Genomic DNA, 18,403 nt, shown 5'->3' with positions numbered 1-18,403 from the left:
GGTACTGCCGTCCCCATACTTCTGTCCTGCAGCTTCGGTGCAAATGACGCTGGCAATGCTCGCATTCGCATGCTTGCGGATATTCATTAACGCTTCTCTTATAATGGCCAGCAGCTCGATTTTGTTCTTGCTCGACAGCAGCCCTTCACTGAGCCGCCAATCGATAACGACCTTCATCCCGCTCGTCTGCCGCATCTCCTCCGCAAGCGTATGGATCGCCTGATTCCAAGAAACGTCGTCCGCCGCGGGAATCGACTGCAAATTGGCGATCGACTGCCTCACATCCTCATAGACATGCTTTATAGTGCCGCGGATTTGCTCCCTTTTTTGCAGCGCCGCTTCCTCCGATTCCGCATGCTCCAGACGATCCATCTGTACCGACAGCAGAAACAGCGACTGCGAAATGCCGTCATGCAGCTCGCGCCCCAGCTGCTCCCGCTGCTCCAGCGAAGCTTTCATCAATCGCTCGCGCTGCAGCGCTTCCTGTGTCTGCTCCAGCTTCGCGAAGAGTCCCCGCAATAACGTCAGCGTCACAATCAACACGAGAAGCGGAGCCAGCAGATTGCCGAGATCCATCGATATATATTCCAGTAAAAAAGCATGACGGGTATACTCCCACAGCCCGATTGTTACCGTGGGGATCCACAAAATAAGAAATTTCAGCCACTTATAAGACATGCATGCTCCTCCTGCCGCTTCCCCATTATTACCCTCCAGTGTACTAGACCCATTGGGAAAGAACAATTACGGTATTGTGACAGTTGCCTCAATGAATTTAAGCCATTTTTATCCATTCTATGCTACAATGAGACAAGTATTTTTTAACGTATCATCAGGCGCATTTAGCAAAGGGAAAGGGAGGATTTGTTTTGCATCAGCGAATATCGAAAAAACAGAAAGCCTCGCAGCAGGCGGGTCCGGTTATTCAGAAAAAAACTTCGTCAAACGGGGCAGCCGTCCCTATGTCTTCCTCCCGGATCGCACAGCTTCAGCAAACGGCCGGCAACCGTGCCGTTGCACAGCTGATGCAAACTCAGGACTCCGCATCAGCGCTTCCGCCGCAGGCCACGCCCAACCGGACAGGCTTGCCGGATCAGTTGAAATCAGGCGTGGAGCAGCTCTCCGGCATGTCTATGGACGATGTCCAGGTTCACTATAATTCTTCCAAGCCTTCGCAGCTCAACGCGCTGGCCTACGCTCAAGGCAGTCAAATCCATGTCGCTCCGGGCCAAGAGAAGCACTTGCCCCATGAAGCCTGGCATGTTGTCCAGCAGAAACAAGGTCGGGTAAAGCCCACTACCCAGATGGGCGATGTTGATGTGAACGATAATCCGTCTCTCGAAAGCGAAGCGGACCGCATGGGGGCTTCAGCCGCCAGAAGCGGAACAGGCGTCTCTTCGCGGGAGCTCGCCGATGTCCCTGCCCCGTCCGGCTCCGCGCAGCTGTTCACAGGAGCGAACGATGACAACCTTGATCGGTTAAAAAAATCACGCACAGCATCGGGCAACGCCAATATGCAGCTGGATCATTCCGTCTCTCAGGATATGATGAAGAAGCTGGCGGCAACTGCAGACAGTATCGGTGAGATGGTTCAACCGAGTGCTACTCAATACGTACTGACAAAAGCCGCATACACAAAGTTCAGCGATGCAGCCAAACCCGAGGAGGGGGAAAGCGAGTTAAAAAACACACTGCTGAATTTGAAAAACAATATAACCCCCGGCTACCAGCTTACAACTGGCAACCCGGGCTCCGGCTTCGATCCGCAAATGGTGATGGCTGGCAAGAAATCCGTTCAAACCCAGCGAAGCGCATCCATCCTGGAACTGGACACTCAGATCCGCAAGCTCGCATTGCTGCCGGTGTTGAATCATCAAGAAGCCATCGACAGCTATGACGAAGGGCTGGATACCGCCATTGCAGCAGTACTGGAAGCGATCGCTGACTGTCTGACAGAAATCAGCAAAGGAACTGCACCTGTATTTGATCCCGCCATCTGGTACGATTACAAGCCGGATGAGGATACGGCTGAAAAGAAAGTCAAACGGGTGTCTGCTGAATGGTTAGACGCCAAGCCCGCTGAGCTCGGCCGGGACAAAGGCAATTATCCTCCAAACCTGGCGCCGGTAAGCTTTGACTGGGATATTACGGTTCCCATCTTTACCAAAAGAAAAATAGAAAAACAGAAAAAAAATAAACAGGCAGTCGATATCGATCACCGGGTAAGAAACGTATCCGTATCCGTGTCAATTCCAGTTAAATGCTGGAAGCACATTTATGACCGGCATTATATTCCGACCTTTGCAGGAAAAATTGAAGCGATCAATACCTTCTGGAAGACCAATCCCTTCACGGTCATTACCAAACAGCTTATTCAGCCAGAAATCGATATGCTGATCAATAGAAAATTGGACCTGCCGTTCATAGACGACAGCATCAACAGTGAGAAATCAATTATGATCAATGAGTATATCAATATGTTGTTTTTCCAAGGAACAATTGATCCCTTTGTAGATGACAGCGACGAGCTTTCCTTAGCGATCGAGCTGAAATCCATCGCTCCCCAGGATTCAGGACTGGGATACGGAATCACGCCATCCCTGTTGCAAGCCTGATTGCTCTGCCTTCTTTCGCCGTATAAGAACCTCCCATTGCGTAAATGATGAGAAGAACAAGCGGACGAAGGAGGAGTGGCGGCATGCTGGACAGCAGCTTCAAAATCGCCGAGCTAGGGGACCGGGCAGATGCGCTTGAAGCAATTCGCAAGCTGGAGCAGAAGTTAACCGAACAGATCGGCTCCCCGATCTCTTTAATTGCCTATGAATCGGAGCCTGAGGAGTCTTAACGAAAATAGCCTTCAAATCCGCAGTACGTTGCGGATTTGAAGGCTATTTCTTTTTGCAATGTGTTAGCGGTATTCATTTCTTGCCCAGCGCTTCTACTCGAATATCCGCCTTAATCAAGGCTTCGCGAATCCGTGAAGCAAATTGGACGGCATGGGGCCCGTCGCCGTGCAGGCATATCGTGTCCGCCTGAATGGGGGCTCTTTGTCCATCAATGGTTACTGCATGGCCGTTCTTCACCATGGCAACCGCTTGTGCAGCAGCCTGCTCCTCATCAGTGATTAGCGCGCCTGGCTTGTTTCGGGACATAAGGCTTCCATCGCGTTCGTAAGCGCGGTCCGCGAATACTTCCGAAGCGAAGGCCAGTCCTTCCCTTCTTGCCACTTCCAGCAGCAGACTGCCAGACTGTCCATATACCATAAGCGATTCCCCTGCTGCTGAAGCTGCCCTGACAATCGCTTCCGCAATGGCAGAATTGCTGTTCGCCATATGATATAAGGCGCCATGCGGCTTAACATGCTGAAGCCTTCCTCCAGCCGCGCGTACAAATGCAGATAGAGCACCGATCTGATAAACGGTAAAATCATAGGCTTCCTCAGCGGTTATCGCCATTTCCCTTCTTCCGAAGCCAAGGCGATCAGGCAGTCCGGGATGGGCGCCAATTGCTGTCCCCGCTGCCAGAGACATTTCTACTGCCCGGCGCATCGTATGTGGATCGCCCGCGTGAAAGCCGCAGGCAATGTTCACGCTGGTAACGTATTGCAGCAATTCGGCATCCTGACCGAAAGTGTACGCTCCGTACCCTTCTCCAAAATCACAATTCAAATCAATGGACTTTCCATTCACTATCATCTTACTCCCTTCGCTTCCGGTCTCATGGGAGCGGCAGCCGGCTGCGGATGCTAGCCGCAAGCAGTTGCAGCTCCCGCTCGCCCTCCAGATCAAGCAGCTGCGCTTCTTCAAGCGTAATACGCTTGAAGGTCAGCCAGTCGCCGGGACGGGCTTGTGCCAGCAGCGGCATGTCGATGGTTGCGACATGCGCGATTTTCGGATAGCCGCCGGTCGTTTGGCAGTCGGCGGCCAGCACGATAGGAGCACCGCCCTGCGGCACCTGCACGGTGCCAGGCGTAACGCCGTGCGACAGCAGCTCGCCACGGGCGAGTCTCTCCAGCGGGGCGCCCTCCAAGCGGCACCCCATCCGGTTCGAGGCGGGAGCGACCCGATACCGCTCCCGGAAGAACAGCTCACGGGCAGCTTCGCTAAACTGCCCGTATTCACTGCCCGGCATCGCCCGCAGCACGATGCCGGCTTCACTAGCTCCGCCGCCGTATACACTCGGCTGCGCAAACCAGGAGGCGGCCGCCCAATTCCGGCTGCCTGCCTTCTCTGCCAGCGCCGCTGCCCAAGCGGCGGCCCAGCGTGAAAGCTCCGCGCCGCCTTGCATCGGCACGCGATCGCCTGCAGCAAGACGGCGGCCAACAGTCGCTCGCCGCCCTTCCAAGCCCCCGGCCGCCGCTACATAAGCGCGGCATCCGCTGCTTGCGTGGCCGAAGCGGAGCACCGCACCGCTCCTCACCCATACGGGCCGCCACATCGGCAGCTCTTCGCCATCTATCGTTGGCGACATTGGCGCTCCGCAGATAGTAATTAATTGATCGGCGCTGAATACCAGCTCCGGTCCGGCTAACGTCAGTTCCAAGCCCGCTGCTGAAGTATCATTGCCTACCAGTAAATTAGCTACCCGCAGCGCATACCTGTCCATCGCGCCACCCGCTGGAATTCCGTAAGCGCGAAGGCCTGCTTCTCCCCCATGCTGTATCGCTGTCCACATGCCCGGACGCTCGATCGCTGCAAAAGGACGGAAGTCACTCTCGGCAAGCTCGTCCTGCTTCATTAGAATCTCCCCATTGTCAGCTGCCTTCTCTTCCTCTTCCAACCGGTCTGCTGGCACAAAGCGAACGCGGTCACCAGCCTTCAACAAGACGGGAGGCTCCCGGTCGATATCGTACAACTTGACCGCCGTCCTGCCGATCAGCTGCCACCCGCCAGGCGTTGATTGCGGATAAATCCCTGTCTGCCCGCCGGCAATGCCAACAGAGCCGGCAGGTACAGCCGCCCTAGGCACTGCTTTCCTTGGCTGTGCCAGCTGCTCTGGCAGTCCGCTCAAATAAGGAAAACCCGGCATAAATCCAATCATCGCCACTGTATATGGAGCGGCTGCGTGACGTTCAACAAATTGCTGCGCCGATAGCCCCGATCTTTCCGCTGCTTCTTTTAAATCCGGCCCATGCTCGCCGCCGTAGCAGACGGGAATTTCAATCGTTTGGAACGGATGCTCGCGATTCCAATCACTGCCTGTCCGGCTGTCGATAAGCTTATGCAGAAGCCGTTCCGCCAAAGAGTAAGCCGTCTCCCCTTCCAGCGGATTTGCCAGTGCAAGGAGCCGTGATGGATCATAAATGACCGTCACCGTATCGTAAGCCGGAACGGCGTCCATGATCCACGTAGACGCCTCCCTTTCCACGGCTGCAGCCACAGCAGCCATTGCCCGCCATTCCTCAGTGCCTTTATTTTGCGACAATCGCAGTACGATCGCACGATCGCCTAGCGGCAATAATTCATACTGCATGACTCACACCTCCACCGCTTACTGTCTATTACCCATTCTAAAAGAAACAAGCGGCCGCCGCTACTGCTGCCCGAACAACAAAAAAGCGGCAACGCCGCTAAAGGGCGTTACCGCACTAGCATCAAAACGGGCAATCATCTTCAGCATTCCGAGAAGCTGTACTATTACTCAGCCAGGTTACAAGTCAGATCATGATCCAGCTATACAGTAGGACCCTGCATAAACTCCCCTAGCCTCCCTGTGCCAAACCAGAAACAAAATGCAAAAGTGCAGGCTGATTGGCGTTAAAAGATCCATATGAGCGTTCAAAATGTAAAAGTACATTTGGAATCGTCCGAATTTGCTCGATTTCGCCTATTTAAGCCAATTAAAATGCACATTTGCATTTTGACGCGATAAATCACCGAAAATCGGGCTTCCAACATGCAGATATACATTTGGATCCGTTTTCACTACAGTTTTGACGATTTTGCTGATTGATCCGTTTTCGCTACAGTTTTGACGATTTTACCGATTGATTCGTTTACATACTGCTTTGACGATTTTGCCGTTTGGTTCGTTCTCCGTAAAGTCTTGCCGAGAGAATTTCCCATCAGTTTGGCTACAACGCTTAACAAGGGCGTTAACCCTTCTCCTGTCCCCCGGACTCACCTCATTACTGGACGTAACGGTTAATCGTCTCAACAAGCAAATCATTCAGCAGCTTCACTTCGTATTCGCCCGCTGCCGGCTCCAAATGCTCCCCGCCGATGCCGCTGTCATCCGTCAGAAACAAATAGGTGCCTCCCGTAGATACCGCCATAAAGCGCATTAAATATTCCGTCTGCACATCCGTTCCGCTTGATACGACCGGGATAATTCTAATGCCTTGCGAAGCTGCTTCGCCAATAAGATCCTGCAGCTCATCAATAATTTGTGATTCATGATGCGGCGGAGCATCCAGCACGAGGAACATGAGACGGGCTCTGGCCTCATCGCTCCAGTCATGCTCGCGCACAGCGTCACGCAGCGCTTGTTCTACCGCCTCCGGATAGTCGCCGCCGCCCTTCGCTTTTTGCGAGGCAATTTGCCCGATCGCTTTGTCGATATTGTTCGTGAATGGAAACGGCTTTACAACGTAATCATCATGAATGTCGCGGTAAAAGTTAGTGCTGATACGAATCGCTAGCTGATTGGCATGCTCCTTACTCACCCGGCCTACCACATCCTTCAGCTCTGCAGCTAAATAGTCGAGCTCATCCTGCATCGAGCCTGTCGAATCGATCACGAACATAATGTCCAGCTTATTGGACTTTTCCGGCTCCCCGTCTAGACTCACCTTCAGCGAGCCCTGCTCGGACAATCGGATATTTTTCATTTTTTTGCTTAAGTTGCCATGGCTGACCTCAACCTCATATAGACCTCCGTCATTGGCAAAGCTGCTGGCAGCCCTATTGTTGCCGGCCTCTTTTTTGTCCTCCATTCGTTTGCGGTTTTCACTTCGTCCGCTATCGAATAGTCCGGCAAATAAATAGGCTTTGCCTGCCGCATTCGTCTTGGCCGTCCATTCTTTATGCTGTTGTCCCTTCAAACGAACGGTCGCATCAGCTACCGCCCGGCCGCTCGCAGTCACTTCCACTTCAAGACGGTCAAACGAACGGAAACGCCAGTAGGCCCGGTTCTCATCGCCTTCCCGGCTGTTCAATAAATTACCAAATGGCCCCCATGCAGCAAGATCATCCCATTCACCAGCCGTAAGCTGGCCTGCTTGCACCTGCACTTCATTCTGCTGCGTGCCGCGCCGTCTCTCGTTTTCACCACGGTCCCTGTCCGGCTTTGGCTCGGAAGCCGCCTTATCCAGAGCCTCCTTGCGCGGGGCGGATGAGTCCTCGCTCTTGTATGCTGTCGCCGAATCTGCTTCTGTATTACGGCCAGAAGAATTGGAGGCGTTATTTTCGCTGGAGCAGGCTGACATAAAAATAAGCATCGCAGCAAGCAGCGCAAAGCTGACGGCCTTTCGATGCCTCCAAACGGTATAGATAGCAGAAATGAACATTTTTTTCTACCCCCTCTATCTTTTCCCATATTAACGAAGAACGGCTGTCATTTGTTGCATTAAATAAGCCCTCGCATTAAAATCGAATCAGGCATTGGAGGTTAGCGAAGATGGAAACGATTGAATTAGCAGCAATTACGATCGAATTTGGAGCACGCTCGGAACAATTGTCCTTTGCAAGCGCCGAGCTCGTAATCGTATCCGATTATGGATCTCGGCTTTGGTATGCAAATGCTGACGGCATTACGGACAGGGAGCTGCTCGGATGGTTTGGACAAAGCGAAGATATTCAAATTTATCTGAGAGCGGTAGCCCGAGACGGAAGGCTCTTTGAAGGCACCGCCTATTTGCACCCGAACGAGCTGCATCAGGCAGCTGCGATACGCGGTGACGGCTTGCTGCTGGAAGGATAGGATAGCTGCAAGCTTTACTGGAATAGCAAAGCGAAATAACCTGAAAAAAAGGATGATGGACTGCATGGCAATTACAGCGAGAATGATTAGTAACGAAGAGGACCGGGCTGCCGCGTTTCAAATCCGGAAGCAGGTTTTTGTTGATGAGCAAGGCGTAGATGGAGATAAAGAATACGATGAATTTGATGAAATCGGCTCGGCAACCCATCATGTATTAGTACTCTTTGATGGACAACCTGCCGCTACAGGCCGGGTAAGACCGGTAAATGGAGTCGCCAAACTCGAGCGGATCTGCGTGCTTGCCTCCCATCGGGGACATGGCCTTGGCAAATCCATTACGGAGGCACTGGAAGCGGAAGCGAAGGAAATGGGGCTGACACAAGCGAAGCTGAATGGCCAGACGCATGCCGAAGCCTTCTATGCAAGACTGGGGTATGAGACTGTCTCCGATATTTTCATGGAGGAAGGCATTCCCCACGTCACGATGATCAAAACGTTGAACTAGTATCCGGGTGAGCTCAACCATACTACAGCAAAAAGCTCCTCCGCCTATTGCAGCAGCAAGCAGGCGGAGGAGCTTTTTCATATTCGTCTATTCCATTTTATGTTTCAATTATTTGCTGTGTGCAATTTCCGGCGTCGTCAGACGGTCGTAGAATTCTACGCATTTGTCTTTGTCTTCGGAATCACGCAGCGCCATAGCGGAACGAGGGTGCTCATCCAAAATGCCCGTAATCATGTACGGAATGATGTAGCCCCACTCTTCTTTCTCGCGAAGCGGAATCATGTATTTCTCGATCATGTCGAGAACAGGACGTACGTTGTATTTCGGGTTTTTCAGATCAGCAACAAGCAGCTCCGTGTTGCAGTTGCCTGCTGCGCGGCCCATGCCATATACGGAAGCGTCAAGCAGCTCAACGCCGTTCTCCGCAGCGATCAGCGTATTGGCGAATGCAAGCTGCATGTTGTTATGCGTATGAACGCCGAGGCGTTTGTTCGGCAAATGCGTGCGGAACTTGTCCACCAGGTAGCTGAAATCATTAGGCTTCAGGCTGCCGTAGGAGTCTACGATGTAGACAACGTCAACGACGCTGGCTGCAATCAGTTCGAAAGCTTCAAGCAGCTGGTTATCCATTACGTTGGAAAGCGCCATAATGTTAAGCGTCGTTTCATAACCTCTGTCATGGAACACTTTAACCAGTTCGAGCGCTTTGTCTACGTCTTGAATGTAGCAAGCAACTCGAATAAGGTCCAGCAGGCTTTCGCTGCGCGGCAAAATGTCATTCTCGTCAACACGGCCGATATCGACCAATGCGGACAGCTTCGTGTTGCCTTTGTTCGGAATAACTTCTTTCAGGAAGTTGTCATCCAGAAAACGCCAAGGACCTGCCGATTCGGCGCCCTTCAGCAGCTTAGGCGAGTTTTTGTAGCCGATTTCCATATAATCGACGCCTGCTTCATTCAACGAAGCGTACAAATGTTGAACGAACTCAACGCTGAAATCCCAATTGTTAACGAGTCCGCCGTCGCGAACAGTGCAATCTACAATCTTACAATGGCTAGTTTTCGAATTCATGCGCTTACTCCTTCTCGTCCTTGGATCTCAATGGCTTTTAACACCCATCATACTTGAAAAAAAACAATAACGCAAAATAATTTTGTCGTTTTTTGGTCTTAAACCCGCCTGCTACTCCGATTCCAGCTGGGATCTGGCATCCGCTTGAAAGCGCTCGTGGAATCGCTGTACGGCTGCGATTTTGGTCTGCATCCCTTCCTTATTTTCATAAACCCGTCCCCCCGTTCCGGCAAGCACTTCAAGGAAACGCTTCACCGTTTCGGCCGTCACTGTATTCGGATGGTTTGCCTGCAGCTTCTCATAGCTGGCTTTCGTTTCGGGCTTCAGCTTGTAAGTATCATAGTCGAATATGGGCGTATTGTTCAGTCCGTAAATATACATCGACAAATAACTATCCGTATATAGCTGCAGCACCTCGGCACGCTCCGGGGAATCCGGATAATCAGAAACGAAGGTTTCCGCCATTACAGCCCGCTCCGCAAGCTCGTCCCATGAAATGACCAAACCGGCGTCCTTGGCTGCTGGCTTGCTTGACTCCACCGCCTTCAACGCCACATATTGCTTTAAGGCATCCGATAAATAGGCGCTGAACTTCTGCTGCATCGCATAATCAACGATTGGAAAAATCGTTCCTTCGGCTTGTTCCAGACGATAACCGCCGGACAGCTTCGTTACTACGAGCTGCCTCACAGCTTTATCTTCAAACGAAGCCGCATTTGCTGCCGTAATCGGCTGCTCGCTCGCAAGCAAAATCTCCTGCACATTCGGCTGATAAAACTGCTCCTGCGTCCGAGGGAGGTCCGTCTGATAGAACGCATTTAATTCACGAATCATGATATCCGCGTTCGCTTGGCCGGCCTTGCCCATATTTTCATTCAAAAAGGAGACGATATCGGCCGCTTCCTTGGCCTGCTTCACTGTAGCACGGAATTTGTTGAGCAGGTCATCCTGCCCCTCTCCCTCCTTCTTCGAAGCCGCTTCTTTGGCGTTCCCGCCCTGCTGGAGTCCGTCGTTCTCCTCTTTCTTCCCGCATGCTGCGGCTACTGCGATTATGACTACTGCTATAGTGATCAAAGCTGCAAGCCGGTAAATAAATCCGGCGCTTTGTCGTTTGCCCATCGTCCACCCAACCTTCCGTCTTCCTAGTGTATGCCAAGTTGAACATAACCATTAGACGAATTAGTTGTTAGGAAGTTTCGCTGCCAAATGGTCGAAACAACAAAAAAAACCGGGGAATCCCCGGTTTTCACTCACTTATTGGCTAAAATTCGCTCGAAATGGCCGGATTTAGCAATTTTTGTGGATAAATACTTCTGATTATATACGGTCGCCTCGCCCCAAAGCGGCAAACGGGAGCTAATGTTCATTCCCGCTTTGCGCATGGCATCCACCTTGCGGGGATTGTTCGTAATGAGGGAAACAGGCGCTTCACGCAAAAGCTTCAGCACCGCAATCGCCTCATCGTAGTTTCGGGAATCATCCGCGAAACCAAGCGCAACATTGGCTTCTACCGTATCGAGACCTTCCTCTTGAAGCAAGTAAGCCATCGCTTTGCTGAACAAACCGATGCCCCGGCCCTCGTGATTCGCCAGATAGAACAGCGCCCCGGCGCCATGCTCGGTAATCATCCGCATCGACTGCTTCAATTGAAAGCCGCAATCGCAGCGCTGGCTGCCGAATATATCACCGGTGTGGCAAATGCTGTGCATCCGGATCAGCGCTTCGGGACTATGCTCGAAATCGCCGTATACGAGTACACTGGACTGCTGCAAATCGGCATAATGGAAATCGTTCAAGCTTTCGATAAGCTCTTCGGCCGTTTCAGCGCTGCCGTTCTCGCGCTTCTCCTTGCGGAGCCAGCTATACCATTGAAACACTTTGGTCTGCCCGTCAAGTTCTACCGGCAACTGAATTGGGCCCACTACATGCAGATCATATGCGGGGTCTTCGATCGTTCGAATCTTATTTTTCAATACTGAAATAACGTCTTTTTTGTTCATTGCTGCACCTTCTTAGCCGTATAAAGTTTAGAATTGGAATGAAAGATAGCTTAACGTACCCATCTCGTAGCTTCTATGGATAATTCTCGGCGCAGTATCCGGTTGACCGGCGCCCAGCGCAATATAAAACGGTACAAAATGCTCGGCACGCGGAACGGCGACTTTCGCATTCGGCGCAAGGCTCTCGTAACGAAACAGATCTTCAAGCGCATGCTGCTCCAGCTTTCCGATCAGCCAATCGTCAAATTGGACGGCCCAAGGCTCCGCTTCCTTCTGACCCCATCTGAGCGCCCGCAAGTTGTGCACGGTCACGCCGCTGCCGATTAATAATATGTTGCGTCCGGCCAATTCGCGCAGCGCTTTGCCTATGCGATATTGTTCTTCCGCGGGTAAATACGGATTGACGGATACTTGCACGACTGGAATGTCGGCTTTCGGGAACATTTTAGACAAAATCGTCCAGGAACCGTGATCCAAGCCTCGCTCTGTATCGAACCCGGAAGGTATGCCTTCCGTCTCCAATAATTGTCTCACAAGCTCTGCAATTTGGGTAGAGCCTTGCGCGTTGTATTTCATTTGGTACAACTCATCCGGAAATCCATGAAAATCATAGATGGTATCATATATATCGTCTTTCGAGCTGATTGTTGTAACATCTGTTTCCCAATGCGCGGTGAAGATCACAATCGCAGCGGGCTGCAGCTTCGCTCCAGTATCGCGTAGAAAAGCAGTATAGTCATTGTCTTCGACAGCCAGCATCGGTGATCCATGCGCTAAAAATAAAGGCGACATTGAAGCTCCCTCCCTCATTTCACTTACTAATAGTAACTAATTATATATTCGAAATTAAGTAACGTCAAGTTATGGACAATATTTAAGTTTGCTTGTATATAATAGATATTAAAGATATAATAATGGGACTTAAACGAGGTGATTGAAATGGAGCAAACCGATCTATGTCCACGGTTGCAAAAGGGAATGGACCTTATCGGCAAACGATGGATCGGCTTAATCATTTATCAGCTATTATCCGGACCTCAACGGTTTTGCACTGTCCAAGCCGCGCTTCCCATTAGCGGAAGGCTGCTGTCCGAACGTTTCAAGGATTTGGAGAATGAAGGCATCGTTGCGAGAATGGTCTACCCCGAAATTCCCGTCCGCATTGAATATTCCCTAACCGAGAAGGGGCTCGCGCTAGAGCCGATCGTCCGGGAAATTCAAAGATGGTCACAGGATTGGGTCGAACCGCAGCCGGAGCACAATTGTCCATAATAAGGCTTCCAGCCGACATATGCCAGAGCTTTCTGAGCCGCCTTTTTCTTGTGGCCGCCACCCAGAAAGCTCTTTTTGTTGCGTCTTCTATGCAGCAGCCCTGCGGAATTCCAGCCCACTGCAGCAAATGCCCAGCACTCTCTATCATTCCGGCACATATTTATATCCTATCAATATCTGCTAGTGATAGATGCTAGCCAGATGAAGGTTGAATGAAAGGAGTCCGCATCCATGCTTATCATCTTTTCAATCATTACCCTAGCAGGCTTAGCATTGTACCTCTTGCTTAAGCCATCCGTCCCACTGATGAATTCGGCAGAGCAGCCTGTCGCCAAATTGGCGGCCCAGTCCGCTATCTCCTACGACAGAGAGAGATTCGAGGCCCATCAGCCTTCGGTCGTCGGCGAGTAAAACTTCCAGATATTCAGACAGTCAGATCGAAATTGAGGTGATCCTTATTTGTTGCTATCCGCTCCGGTCCTATTGACCCTGTTTGCGTTTCTCTTTACGATTGTCCTTATTTTATGGCGGCCGAGAGGACTGAATGAAGCGATACCCGCCACATTCGGCGCGATCGTGGTCCTGATTAGCGGCGCCGTATCTTGGCCCGACCTACTCCAAATTACCGGGACGATCAGCGGTGCAGCCATTACGATAATGGCAACGATTGTAATGGCAATCGTCCTGGAAAGCTTCGGTTTCTTCGTCTGGGCCGCTGAAGGACTTGCCATGCGGGCCCGCGGTTCGGGCATCCGGTTATTCTGGTACGTCAACCTTATCTGTTTTCTCATGACCCTCTTCTTCAATAATGACGGCAGCATTCTTATTACAACACCAATACTTCTCATTATGCTTCAGCATCTGGGACTTAAAAATCATCAAAAAATCCCCTACCTGCTATCCGGTGCATTAGTCGCCACTGCATCCAGCGCGCCTATTGGCGTCAGCAATATCGTCAATCTAATCGCACTCAAAATCGTTCATATGGATTTGTATATGCATACGATGATGATGTTCGTCCCGGCCACAATTGGCTTGCTCTTTCTCGTTACCCTGCTTTTTCTTTGCTTCTACCGGCAGCTGCCAAAGCAAATTCCGCGCTCTGTATCCATACGCAGCAGCCACCCTTTAAGCAGACCGCTCCATTCAGAACCTAATCCGCGTTATACGACCCGGTTCATGCAATCCATTCTCCTATTCGTGTTTGCCGTCCGGTTAAGCTTATTCGGAGCATCCTACGTGCATATTCCGATCGAGTGGGTGGCCGTTCTAGGCTCACTGCTGCTGCTAGGCTGGCGATGGATTTATTTAAAAATGCCGCCGAAAGATATCCTTGCAAAAATTCCTTGGCATATTCTTATTTTCGCTTTTGGCATGTACGTCATCATTTACGGCTTGAATAATATCGGACTCACTGAGAAACTCGTTTCGATCTTTCAACCGCTCGTGTCAGGAGATTTGATGAGTGCCAGCCTGATGATGGGCGGACTTCTATCCGCAATGTCCACACTGTTCAATAACCATCCTGCGTTAATGGTCGGTACACTAACGCTAACGCAGATGGGACTAGATCCTCTTACGCTGAAAATCGCATATTTGGCCAGCGTCATCGGCAGCGATATCGGTTCGCTGCTGCTCCCAATCGGCACGCTGGCTTCCCTTATCTGGATGCACATCCTCAAACAGTATAAGGTCAAAATCGGGTGGAAGGATTATGTGAAAGTAACAGCAATCGTAATTCCGCCTACGCTCGTATTTACGCTTGTTTTATTGGCCCTATGGGTAGTCTGGCTTTACCCGGCGCATTAAACCAATAAGAAAGGAGAGTGCCTATGAACCTATTTAAAAAATTCATTGGCTGCGAGGTGATAATCGAGCTGATGGGCTGCGGCAGTCAATCCGGCATACTTGTCGATACCGGATATGACGCCGTTGTGCTGAAGCAGGAGCAACACTATCAATATATCGCCGCCAAGCATATTCAGTTTATGGAGCCGACCGGCTCCGGTTCTGAGAATAAGCGTACCGATCATCCGGACGGGTACGCTGCAACCGGGTTATCATTGATTCAACTATTGACTCATGCCCGATCCTTGCCGTCACTCATAAGGCTGGATCGGCATCAATTCCTTTACGGAACCGTAACAGCCGTCTATGAAGATTACTTTGAGTTTGAAGCTGTAGGTAACGGCAAGCTGATCGTTCCTGCCGGTCATTTGAAATGGATCAGTCCGTTAGTGGATGATCAGCATTGGTTCCCGCCAGCCGATCCTCAGCCGCTGATTGATCAGGAGCAGTCTCCGCCAACTTACAACGGCCGGCTGCTTGCCTCGCAAGGCTTCCCCGTCGCGCTGGATCTTGGCCTCGCTCCCCATAAATACGGAATTCTCATGCAATCGGACTATCCTTTCTTGAAGCTGAAGACGGCAGACGGCAAGACGATCCATTATAACGCTGAACACATTAAATGCCTCGCCATCATGAAGAAGCCTGCGTCCAACCCGTGACGCAGGTTTCTTTTCTCTATACACTCGCGCCTAGTCGGCCAGCCCGTTCGCCAGATCCTCGATCAGATCCTCACTGTCTTCGATGCCGGCAGAAATGCGGATCAGTCCGTCCGAGATGCCTAATGCCTCCCGCCGTTCCTTCGGAATGGAAGCATGCGTCATCCGGGCCGGAACCGAGATTAAGCTTTCCACGGCGCCAAGGCTTTCAGCGAGCGTGAAATAGCGCAGCTTGCGAATGACGTCAGCCGCTTTCTCACCGCTGCCGACATCAAACGAGATCATTCCGCCAAAGCCGCGCGCTTGCCGCCGGGCAAGCTCATGCTGGGGATGGCTTTCCAGACCGGGATAATGAATCCTTCTGACGGAAGGATGAACGGACAGCATAGCTGCCAGCTCCTTCGCATTCTGCTCATGAGCCTCCATCCGCAAGCCCAGCGTCTTCAGCCCCCGCAGGAGCAGCCAGGAGTCTTGAGGTCCAAGCACGCCGCCTGTCGCATTTTGAATAAAATGAAGCCGTTCCCCAAGTTCACTGTCGTTTACTACAGCAAGACCGGCAACCACATCGCTATGCCCGCCCAAATATTTGGTTGCCGAGTGGATGACGATGTCCGCGCCAAGCGGAATCGGATTTTGCCAATAAGGCGTGCTGAACGTATTGTCGACGATAAGCAAAAGCCCCCGGGATTTTGCCCATGCGGCCACCGCAGCAATATCGGATAATTTGAGCAGCGGATTGGTCGGCGTCTCCAGCAGCAGCGCTTTTGTATGAGGACGAACCGCCTGCTCCAGTGCAGCCAGATCGGTGGTATCCACGAAGCTCGCTTCGATACCAAGCCGGTTCGTTACCTTGGTCGCAATCCGGTAAGTACCGCCGTATACGTCGTCGTTCACAAGCAGATGATCACCGCTGCTCAGCAGCATCAGCACCGCGGTAATCGCCGCCATCCCGGATGCAAAGGCGAACCCTCTCTCGCCCTCCTCCAAATCGCGGATCAGTGCCTCCAGCGCATGACGGGTTGGATTGCCGGTTCGGGAATATTCATAGCCTTTATGCACGCCGATGTCTTCTTGCTCGTACGTGCTCGTTTGATAGATAGGAACGCTGACTGCGCCGGTATGGGGATCGCCGGTAATACCGCCGTGAATAAGCTCCGTCCGCTTTCTCATTCCGATCCTCCCTCGTATATTTTTTTGCTCAGATAACGGTCGCTGCCATCCGGGAAAATCGTTACGATCCGGCTGCCCGGCTCCGCCCTCTCCGCCTCCAGCAGCGCGGCTTGCATCGCAGCGCCAGAAGAACTGCCGACAAGCAGCCCTTCCAGCAGAGCAAGCTCCTTCACCCGCAGAAATGCATCCTCGTCCGAGATGGTGCGAACCTCGTCGAAATAAGCGGTGTCCATAAAGGGAGCCAGCTTCTCAACGCCAATGCCTTCGGTCTTATGAGGCCCCGGTTTGCCGCCGCCGAGAATCGACCCTTCCGGCTCTACAATGACCGTTCGAATATGCGGATTCTGCTCCTTGAAATAAGCCGCTGAACCCATAAATGTGCCGCCTGAACCTGCTCCGGCTACAAAGATATCCAACTCGCCGTTCAAATCCCGCCAAATTTCCGGAGCCATCGTCTCATAGTACGTAGCCGGATTTGCCGGATTCGAAAACTGGGCCGGCGAGTAGCCGCCAGGAATTTCTGCAACTAACGCCTCCGCTTTCCGGATCGCGCCAAGTATGCCTTGCTCCGTTGGCGTATTGACGACGACAGCTCCAAGCGCTTTCATCAGCTGCTGTTTCTCAATGCTGAATTTCTCGGGTACGACGAAAATAACCGAGACATCACGGCCGATTGCGGCCAATGCCAAGCCGATGCCTGTATTTCCCGCTGTTGGCTCAATGACCGTCCCGCCCGGTCTAAGGCTGCCGCTATGAAAGGCATGCTCCAGCAATTGCAGGCCAAGGCGGTCTTTGACGCTGCCGCCGGGATTCAAAAACTCAAGTTTGGCAAACAGCCTGACTGCGTTAGGCAACGGATAGCGGGTAAGCTCGAGGAGCGGCGTGTTTCCGACGATTTGCTGGACGTTGCGGTAGTATGCCATTTGACAGCTCCTCCATTAACCGTTTTTCGTCGCGTCGATCAGCCACACATAGCGGTTAAGCCTATTGAAGGTTACGCTGAAGCCATTGCGTTCCAGCATCGCCTGCAGCGCCTCAATCGTCGTATAATATTCCGTCTGCAAATCATAGAGCAGGTCGTTGTAGCCCGCTTCCCGGGCAGAAGCATGGATGAGCTCCCGCTCATCCGCATCGCGGTAGACCGTGTCTGCGAATACGATTTTCCCGCCGCTGCTCAGCAGTTTACTATAGAGCGCAATCGCTTCTTCCTTTTCCGCATCTGTAAGATGGTGAAACGCATACGTGCTGACGATGGAATCGACAGGTGCGCCGATCTGCGGAAATTGAATAAAGTCCCCGTCCAGCAACGTAAAGGCAAGACCTCGCTTAGTGATTTGTCCGCGCATGCCGGAGGATGGCTCCACGCCGTACACTTGCCTGCCGAGCGCAATCAGCTTTTCCGTTAAATTGCCGGTTCCAACGCCAAACTCAACGACCGTTCCTTGACTGCGGGAAGCGACCGTCTGCAAAATATGATCATAATGCTCGAAAACCTCGCGATATTGCTCGTCATGCCCAGCCACCGTCTGATCGTAATCCTCCGACCAATTATCGAACAACTCGATAAACTCTCTGCCCATCGGCTATCCGAGCTCCTTTCGGGTTCGTTTTCGCTGGCTCGGCTCACCCTATCCGCTTCGCCGCGATATGCAATCGGGATGCTTGCATTATGGTATGCCGGGCAATGCGCCTTGGTGAGACCAAGCCGAACGGGCTTTATGGGCAGCTGTACCGTATCAATAAGCTTCAAAGCTTCTATAATTAACGCCGCTCTGCCGCAATGAGCACATCCATATGGCGGGCCAGCCGCAATAAACGGCGGATCAGACTGCCGCTCGGCAAAAAACGCCATACCGTCTGTCGCGATTGCCCAATTATAAGCTGGGTAGTCTGCACCTGATTCGCCGCTGCAAGCAGCCGGTCCGCAATTGCAGTTCGCCCCGCGGCGAACGAAAATTCGA

The 18,403-nt window shown here is 52.0% G+C and carries 20 protein-coding genes; 8 read left to right on the top strand and 12 right to left on the bottom strand.

Going from position 1 to position 18,403, the window contains the following annotated elements; translation table 11 throughout:
- The coding region (locus IEX98_RS19010) for a sensor histidine kinase (protein WP_229692258.1) at nt 1-678 on the bottom strand (678 nt) is incomplete at its 3' end.
- Nucleotides 679-869: 191 nt separating this feature from the next.
- On the opposite strand from IEX98_RS19010, the gene IEX98_RS19005 reads away from it, so the two are divergent.
- Both IEX98_RS19005 and IEX98_RS19000 read left to right on the top strand, forming a co-directional pair.
- Entirely contained in the window at nt 870-2,615 is a 1,746-nt protein-coding gene (locus IEX98_RS19005) for an eCIS core domain-containing protein (protein WP_229692257.1), read from the top strand.
- Between the two features lie 83 nt (nt 2,616-2,698).
- Entirely contained in the window at nt 2,699-2,845 is a 147-nt protein-coding gene (locus IEX98_RS19000) for a hypothetical protein (RefSeq protein WP_188890766.1), read from the top strand.
- Between the two features lie 73 nt (nt 2,846-2,918).
- Here the strand turns inward: IEX98_RS19000 and IEX98_RS18995 are convergent, their stop codons facing one another.
- The 3 genes from IEX98_RS18995 to IEX98_RS18985 all read right to left on the bottom strand — a co-directional run bounded on the left by IEX98_RS18995 (nt 2,919) and on the right by IEX98_RS18985 (nt 7,507).
- The gene (locus tag IEX98_RS18995) at nt 2,919-3,689 is read right to left on the bottom strand and encodes a LamB/YcsF family protein (RefSeq protein WP_229692256.1); all 771 of its coding nucleotides are present in this window, start codon (nt 3,687-3,689) and stop codon (nt 2,919-2,921) included.
- Between the two features lie 28 nt (nt 3,690-3,717).
- A complete protein-coding gene (gene pxpB / locus IEX98_RS18990) occupies nt 3,718-5,472 on the bottom strand; it encodes a 5-oxoprolinase subunit PxpB (RefSeq protein ID WP_188890764.1) in 1,755 nt (584 codons plus the stop codon).
- A 655-nt stretch (nt 5,473-6,127) separates the two neighbouring features.
- Nucleotides 6,128-7,507 carry a vWA domain-containing protein gene (locus IEX98_RS18985; protein WP_188890763.1) on the bottom strand — a complete coding sequence of 460 codons (1,380 nt, stop codon included), beginning with the start codon at nt 7,505-7,507 and terminating at the stop codon, nt 6,128-6,130.
- Nucleotides 7,508-7,617: 110 nt separating this feature from the next.
- Between IEX98_RS18985 and IEX98_RS18980 the strand changes: the two genes are divergently transcribed.
- Nucleotides 7,618-7,920 (top strand): hypothetical protein, encoded by a 303-nt coding sequence (locus IEX98_RS18980; protein ID WP_188890762.1) that lies wholly within the window; start codon nt 7,618-7,620, stop codon nt 7,918-7,920.
- A gap of 70 nt (nt 7,921-7,990) precedes the next feature.
- On the top strand, nt 7,991-8,425 hold the full coding sequence (locus IEX98_RS18975; RefSeq protein WP_374705365.1) for a GNAT family N-acetyltransferase: 435 nt from the start codon (nt 7,991-7,993) through the stop codon (nt 8,423-8,425).
- Nucleotides 8,426-8,533: 108 nt separating this feature from the next.
- On the opposite strand, the gene IEX98_RS18970 is transcribed toward IEX98_RS18975, so the two are convergent.
- The 4 genes from IEX98_RS18970 to IEX98_RS18955 form a co-directional block, all read right to left on the bottom strand.
- Nucleotides 8,534-9,496 carry an aldolase catalytic domain-containing protein gene (locus IEX98_RS18970; protein WP_188890760.1) on the bottom strand — a complete coding sequence of 321 codons (963 nt, stop codon included), beginning with the start codon at nt 9,494-9,496 and terminating at the stop codon, nt 8,534-8,536.
- Between the two features lie 111 nt (nt 9,497-9,607).
- A complete protein-coding gene (locus tag IEX98_RS18965; RefSeq protein WP_188890759.1) occupies nt 9,608-10,615 on the bottom strand; it encodes a hypothetical protein in 1,008 nt (335 codons plus the stop codon).
- A 131-nt stretch (nt 10,616-10,746) separates the two neighbouring features.
- Nucleotides 10,747-11,496, bottom strand: a complete 750-nt coding sequence (locus tag IEX98_RS18960; protein ID WP_188890758.1) for a GTP cyclohydrolase II — start codon at nt 11,494-11,496, stop codon at nt 10,747-10,749.
- Between the two features lie 27 nt (nt 11,497-11,523).
- Nucleotides 11,524-12,288 (bottom strand): DODA-type extradiol aromatic ring-opening family dioxygenase, encoded by a 765-nt coding sequence (locus tag IEX98_RS18955; protein ID WP_188890757.1) that lies wholly within the window; start codon nt 12,286-12,288, stop codon nt 11,524-11,526.
- Between the two features lie 147 nt (nt 12,289-12,435).
- Here IEX98_RS18955 and IEX98_RS18950 point away from each other — a divergent pair, with 147 nt between their 5' ends.
- From IEX98_RS18950 to IEX98_RS18935, 4 genes are all read left to right on the top strand, one after another.
- Nucleotides 12,436-12,768, top strand: a complete 333-nt coding sequence (locus tag IEX98_RS18950; protein ID WP_188890756.1) for a winged helix-turn-helix transcriptional regulator — start codon at nt 12,436-12,438, stop codon at nt 12,766-12,768.
- Between the two features lie 231 nt (nt 12,769-12,999).
- The gene (locus IEX98_RS18945; protein ID WP_188890755.1) at nt 13,000-13,179 is read left to right on the top strand and encodes a hypothetical protein; all 180 of its coding nucleotides are present in this window, start codon (nt 13,000-13,002) and stop codon (nt 13,177-13,179) included.
- A gap of 48 nt (nt 13,180-13,227) precedes the next feature.
- Nucleotides 13,228-14,577, top strand: coding sequence for an arsenic transporter (locus IEX98_RS18940; RefSeq protein ID WP_374705363.1), 1,350 nt, complete (start codon nt 13,228-13,230; stop codon nt 14,575-14,577).
- A 23-nt stretch (nt 14,578-14,600) separates the two neighbouring features.
- The gene (locus tag IEX98_RS18935; RefSeq protein ID WP_188890754.1) at nt 14,601-15,275 is read left to right on the top strand and encodes a hypothetical protein; all 675 of its coding nucleotides are present in this window, start codon (nt 14,601-14,603) and stop codon (nt 15,273-15,275) included.
- 30 nt (nt 15,276-15,305) lie between these two features.
- On the opposite strand, the gene IEX98_RS18930 is transcribed toward IEX98_RS18935, so the two are convergent.
- The 4 genes from IEX98_RS18930 to IEX98_RS29240 form a co-directional block, all read right to left on the bottom strand.
- Nucleotides 15,306-16,442: a bifunctional cystathionine gamma-lyase/homocysteine desulfhydrase gene (locus IEX98_RS18930; RefSeq protein WP_188890753.1), complete on the bottom strand. Its 1,137-nt coding sequence runs from the start codon at nt 16,440-16,442 to the stop codon at nt 15,306-15,308.
- Entirely contained in the window at nt 16,439-17,365 is a 927-nt protein-coding gene (locus IEX98_RS18925; RefSeq protein ID WP_188890752.1) for a PLP-dependent cysteine synthase family protein, read from the bottom strand. Before IEX98_RS18925 ends, IEX98_RS18930 begins: the two co-directional genes overlap by 4 nt.
- Nucleotides 17,366-17,380: 15 nt before the next feature.
- Nucleotides 17,381-18,022, bottom strand: a complete 642-nt coding sequence (locus IEX98_RS18920; RefSeq protein ID WP_188890751.1) for a class I SAM-dependent DNA methyltransferase — start codon at nt 18,020-18,022, stop codon at nt 17,381-17,383.
- 181 nt (nt 18,023-18,203) lie between these two features.
- Nucleotides 18,204-18,403: hypothetical protein (locus tag IEX98_RS29240; protein WP_229692255.1), on the bottom strand; the 200-nt coding region annotated here is incomplete at its 5' end.

The sequence above is a fragment of the Paenibacillus radicis (ex Gao et al. 2016) genome (genome assembly GCF_014641555.1).
In the GTDB taxonomy this organism is placed as follows: domain Bacteria; phylum Bacillota; class Bacilli; order Paenibacillales; family Paenibacillaceae; genus Pristimantibacillus; species Pristimantibacillus radicis.
This window is presented reverse-complemented; position numbering and strand designations above follow the sequence as displayed.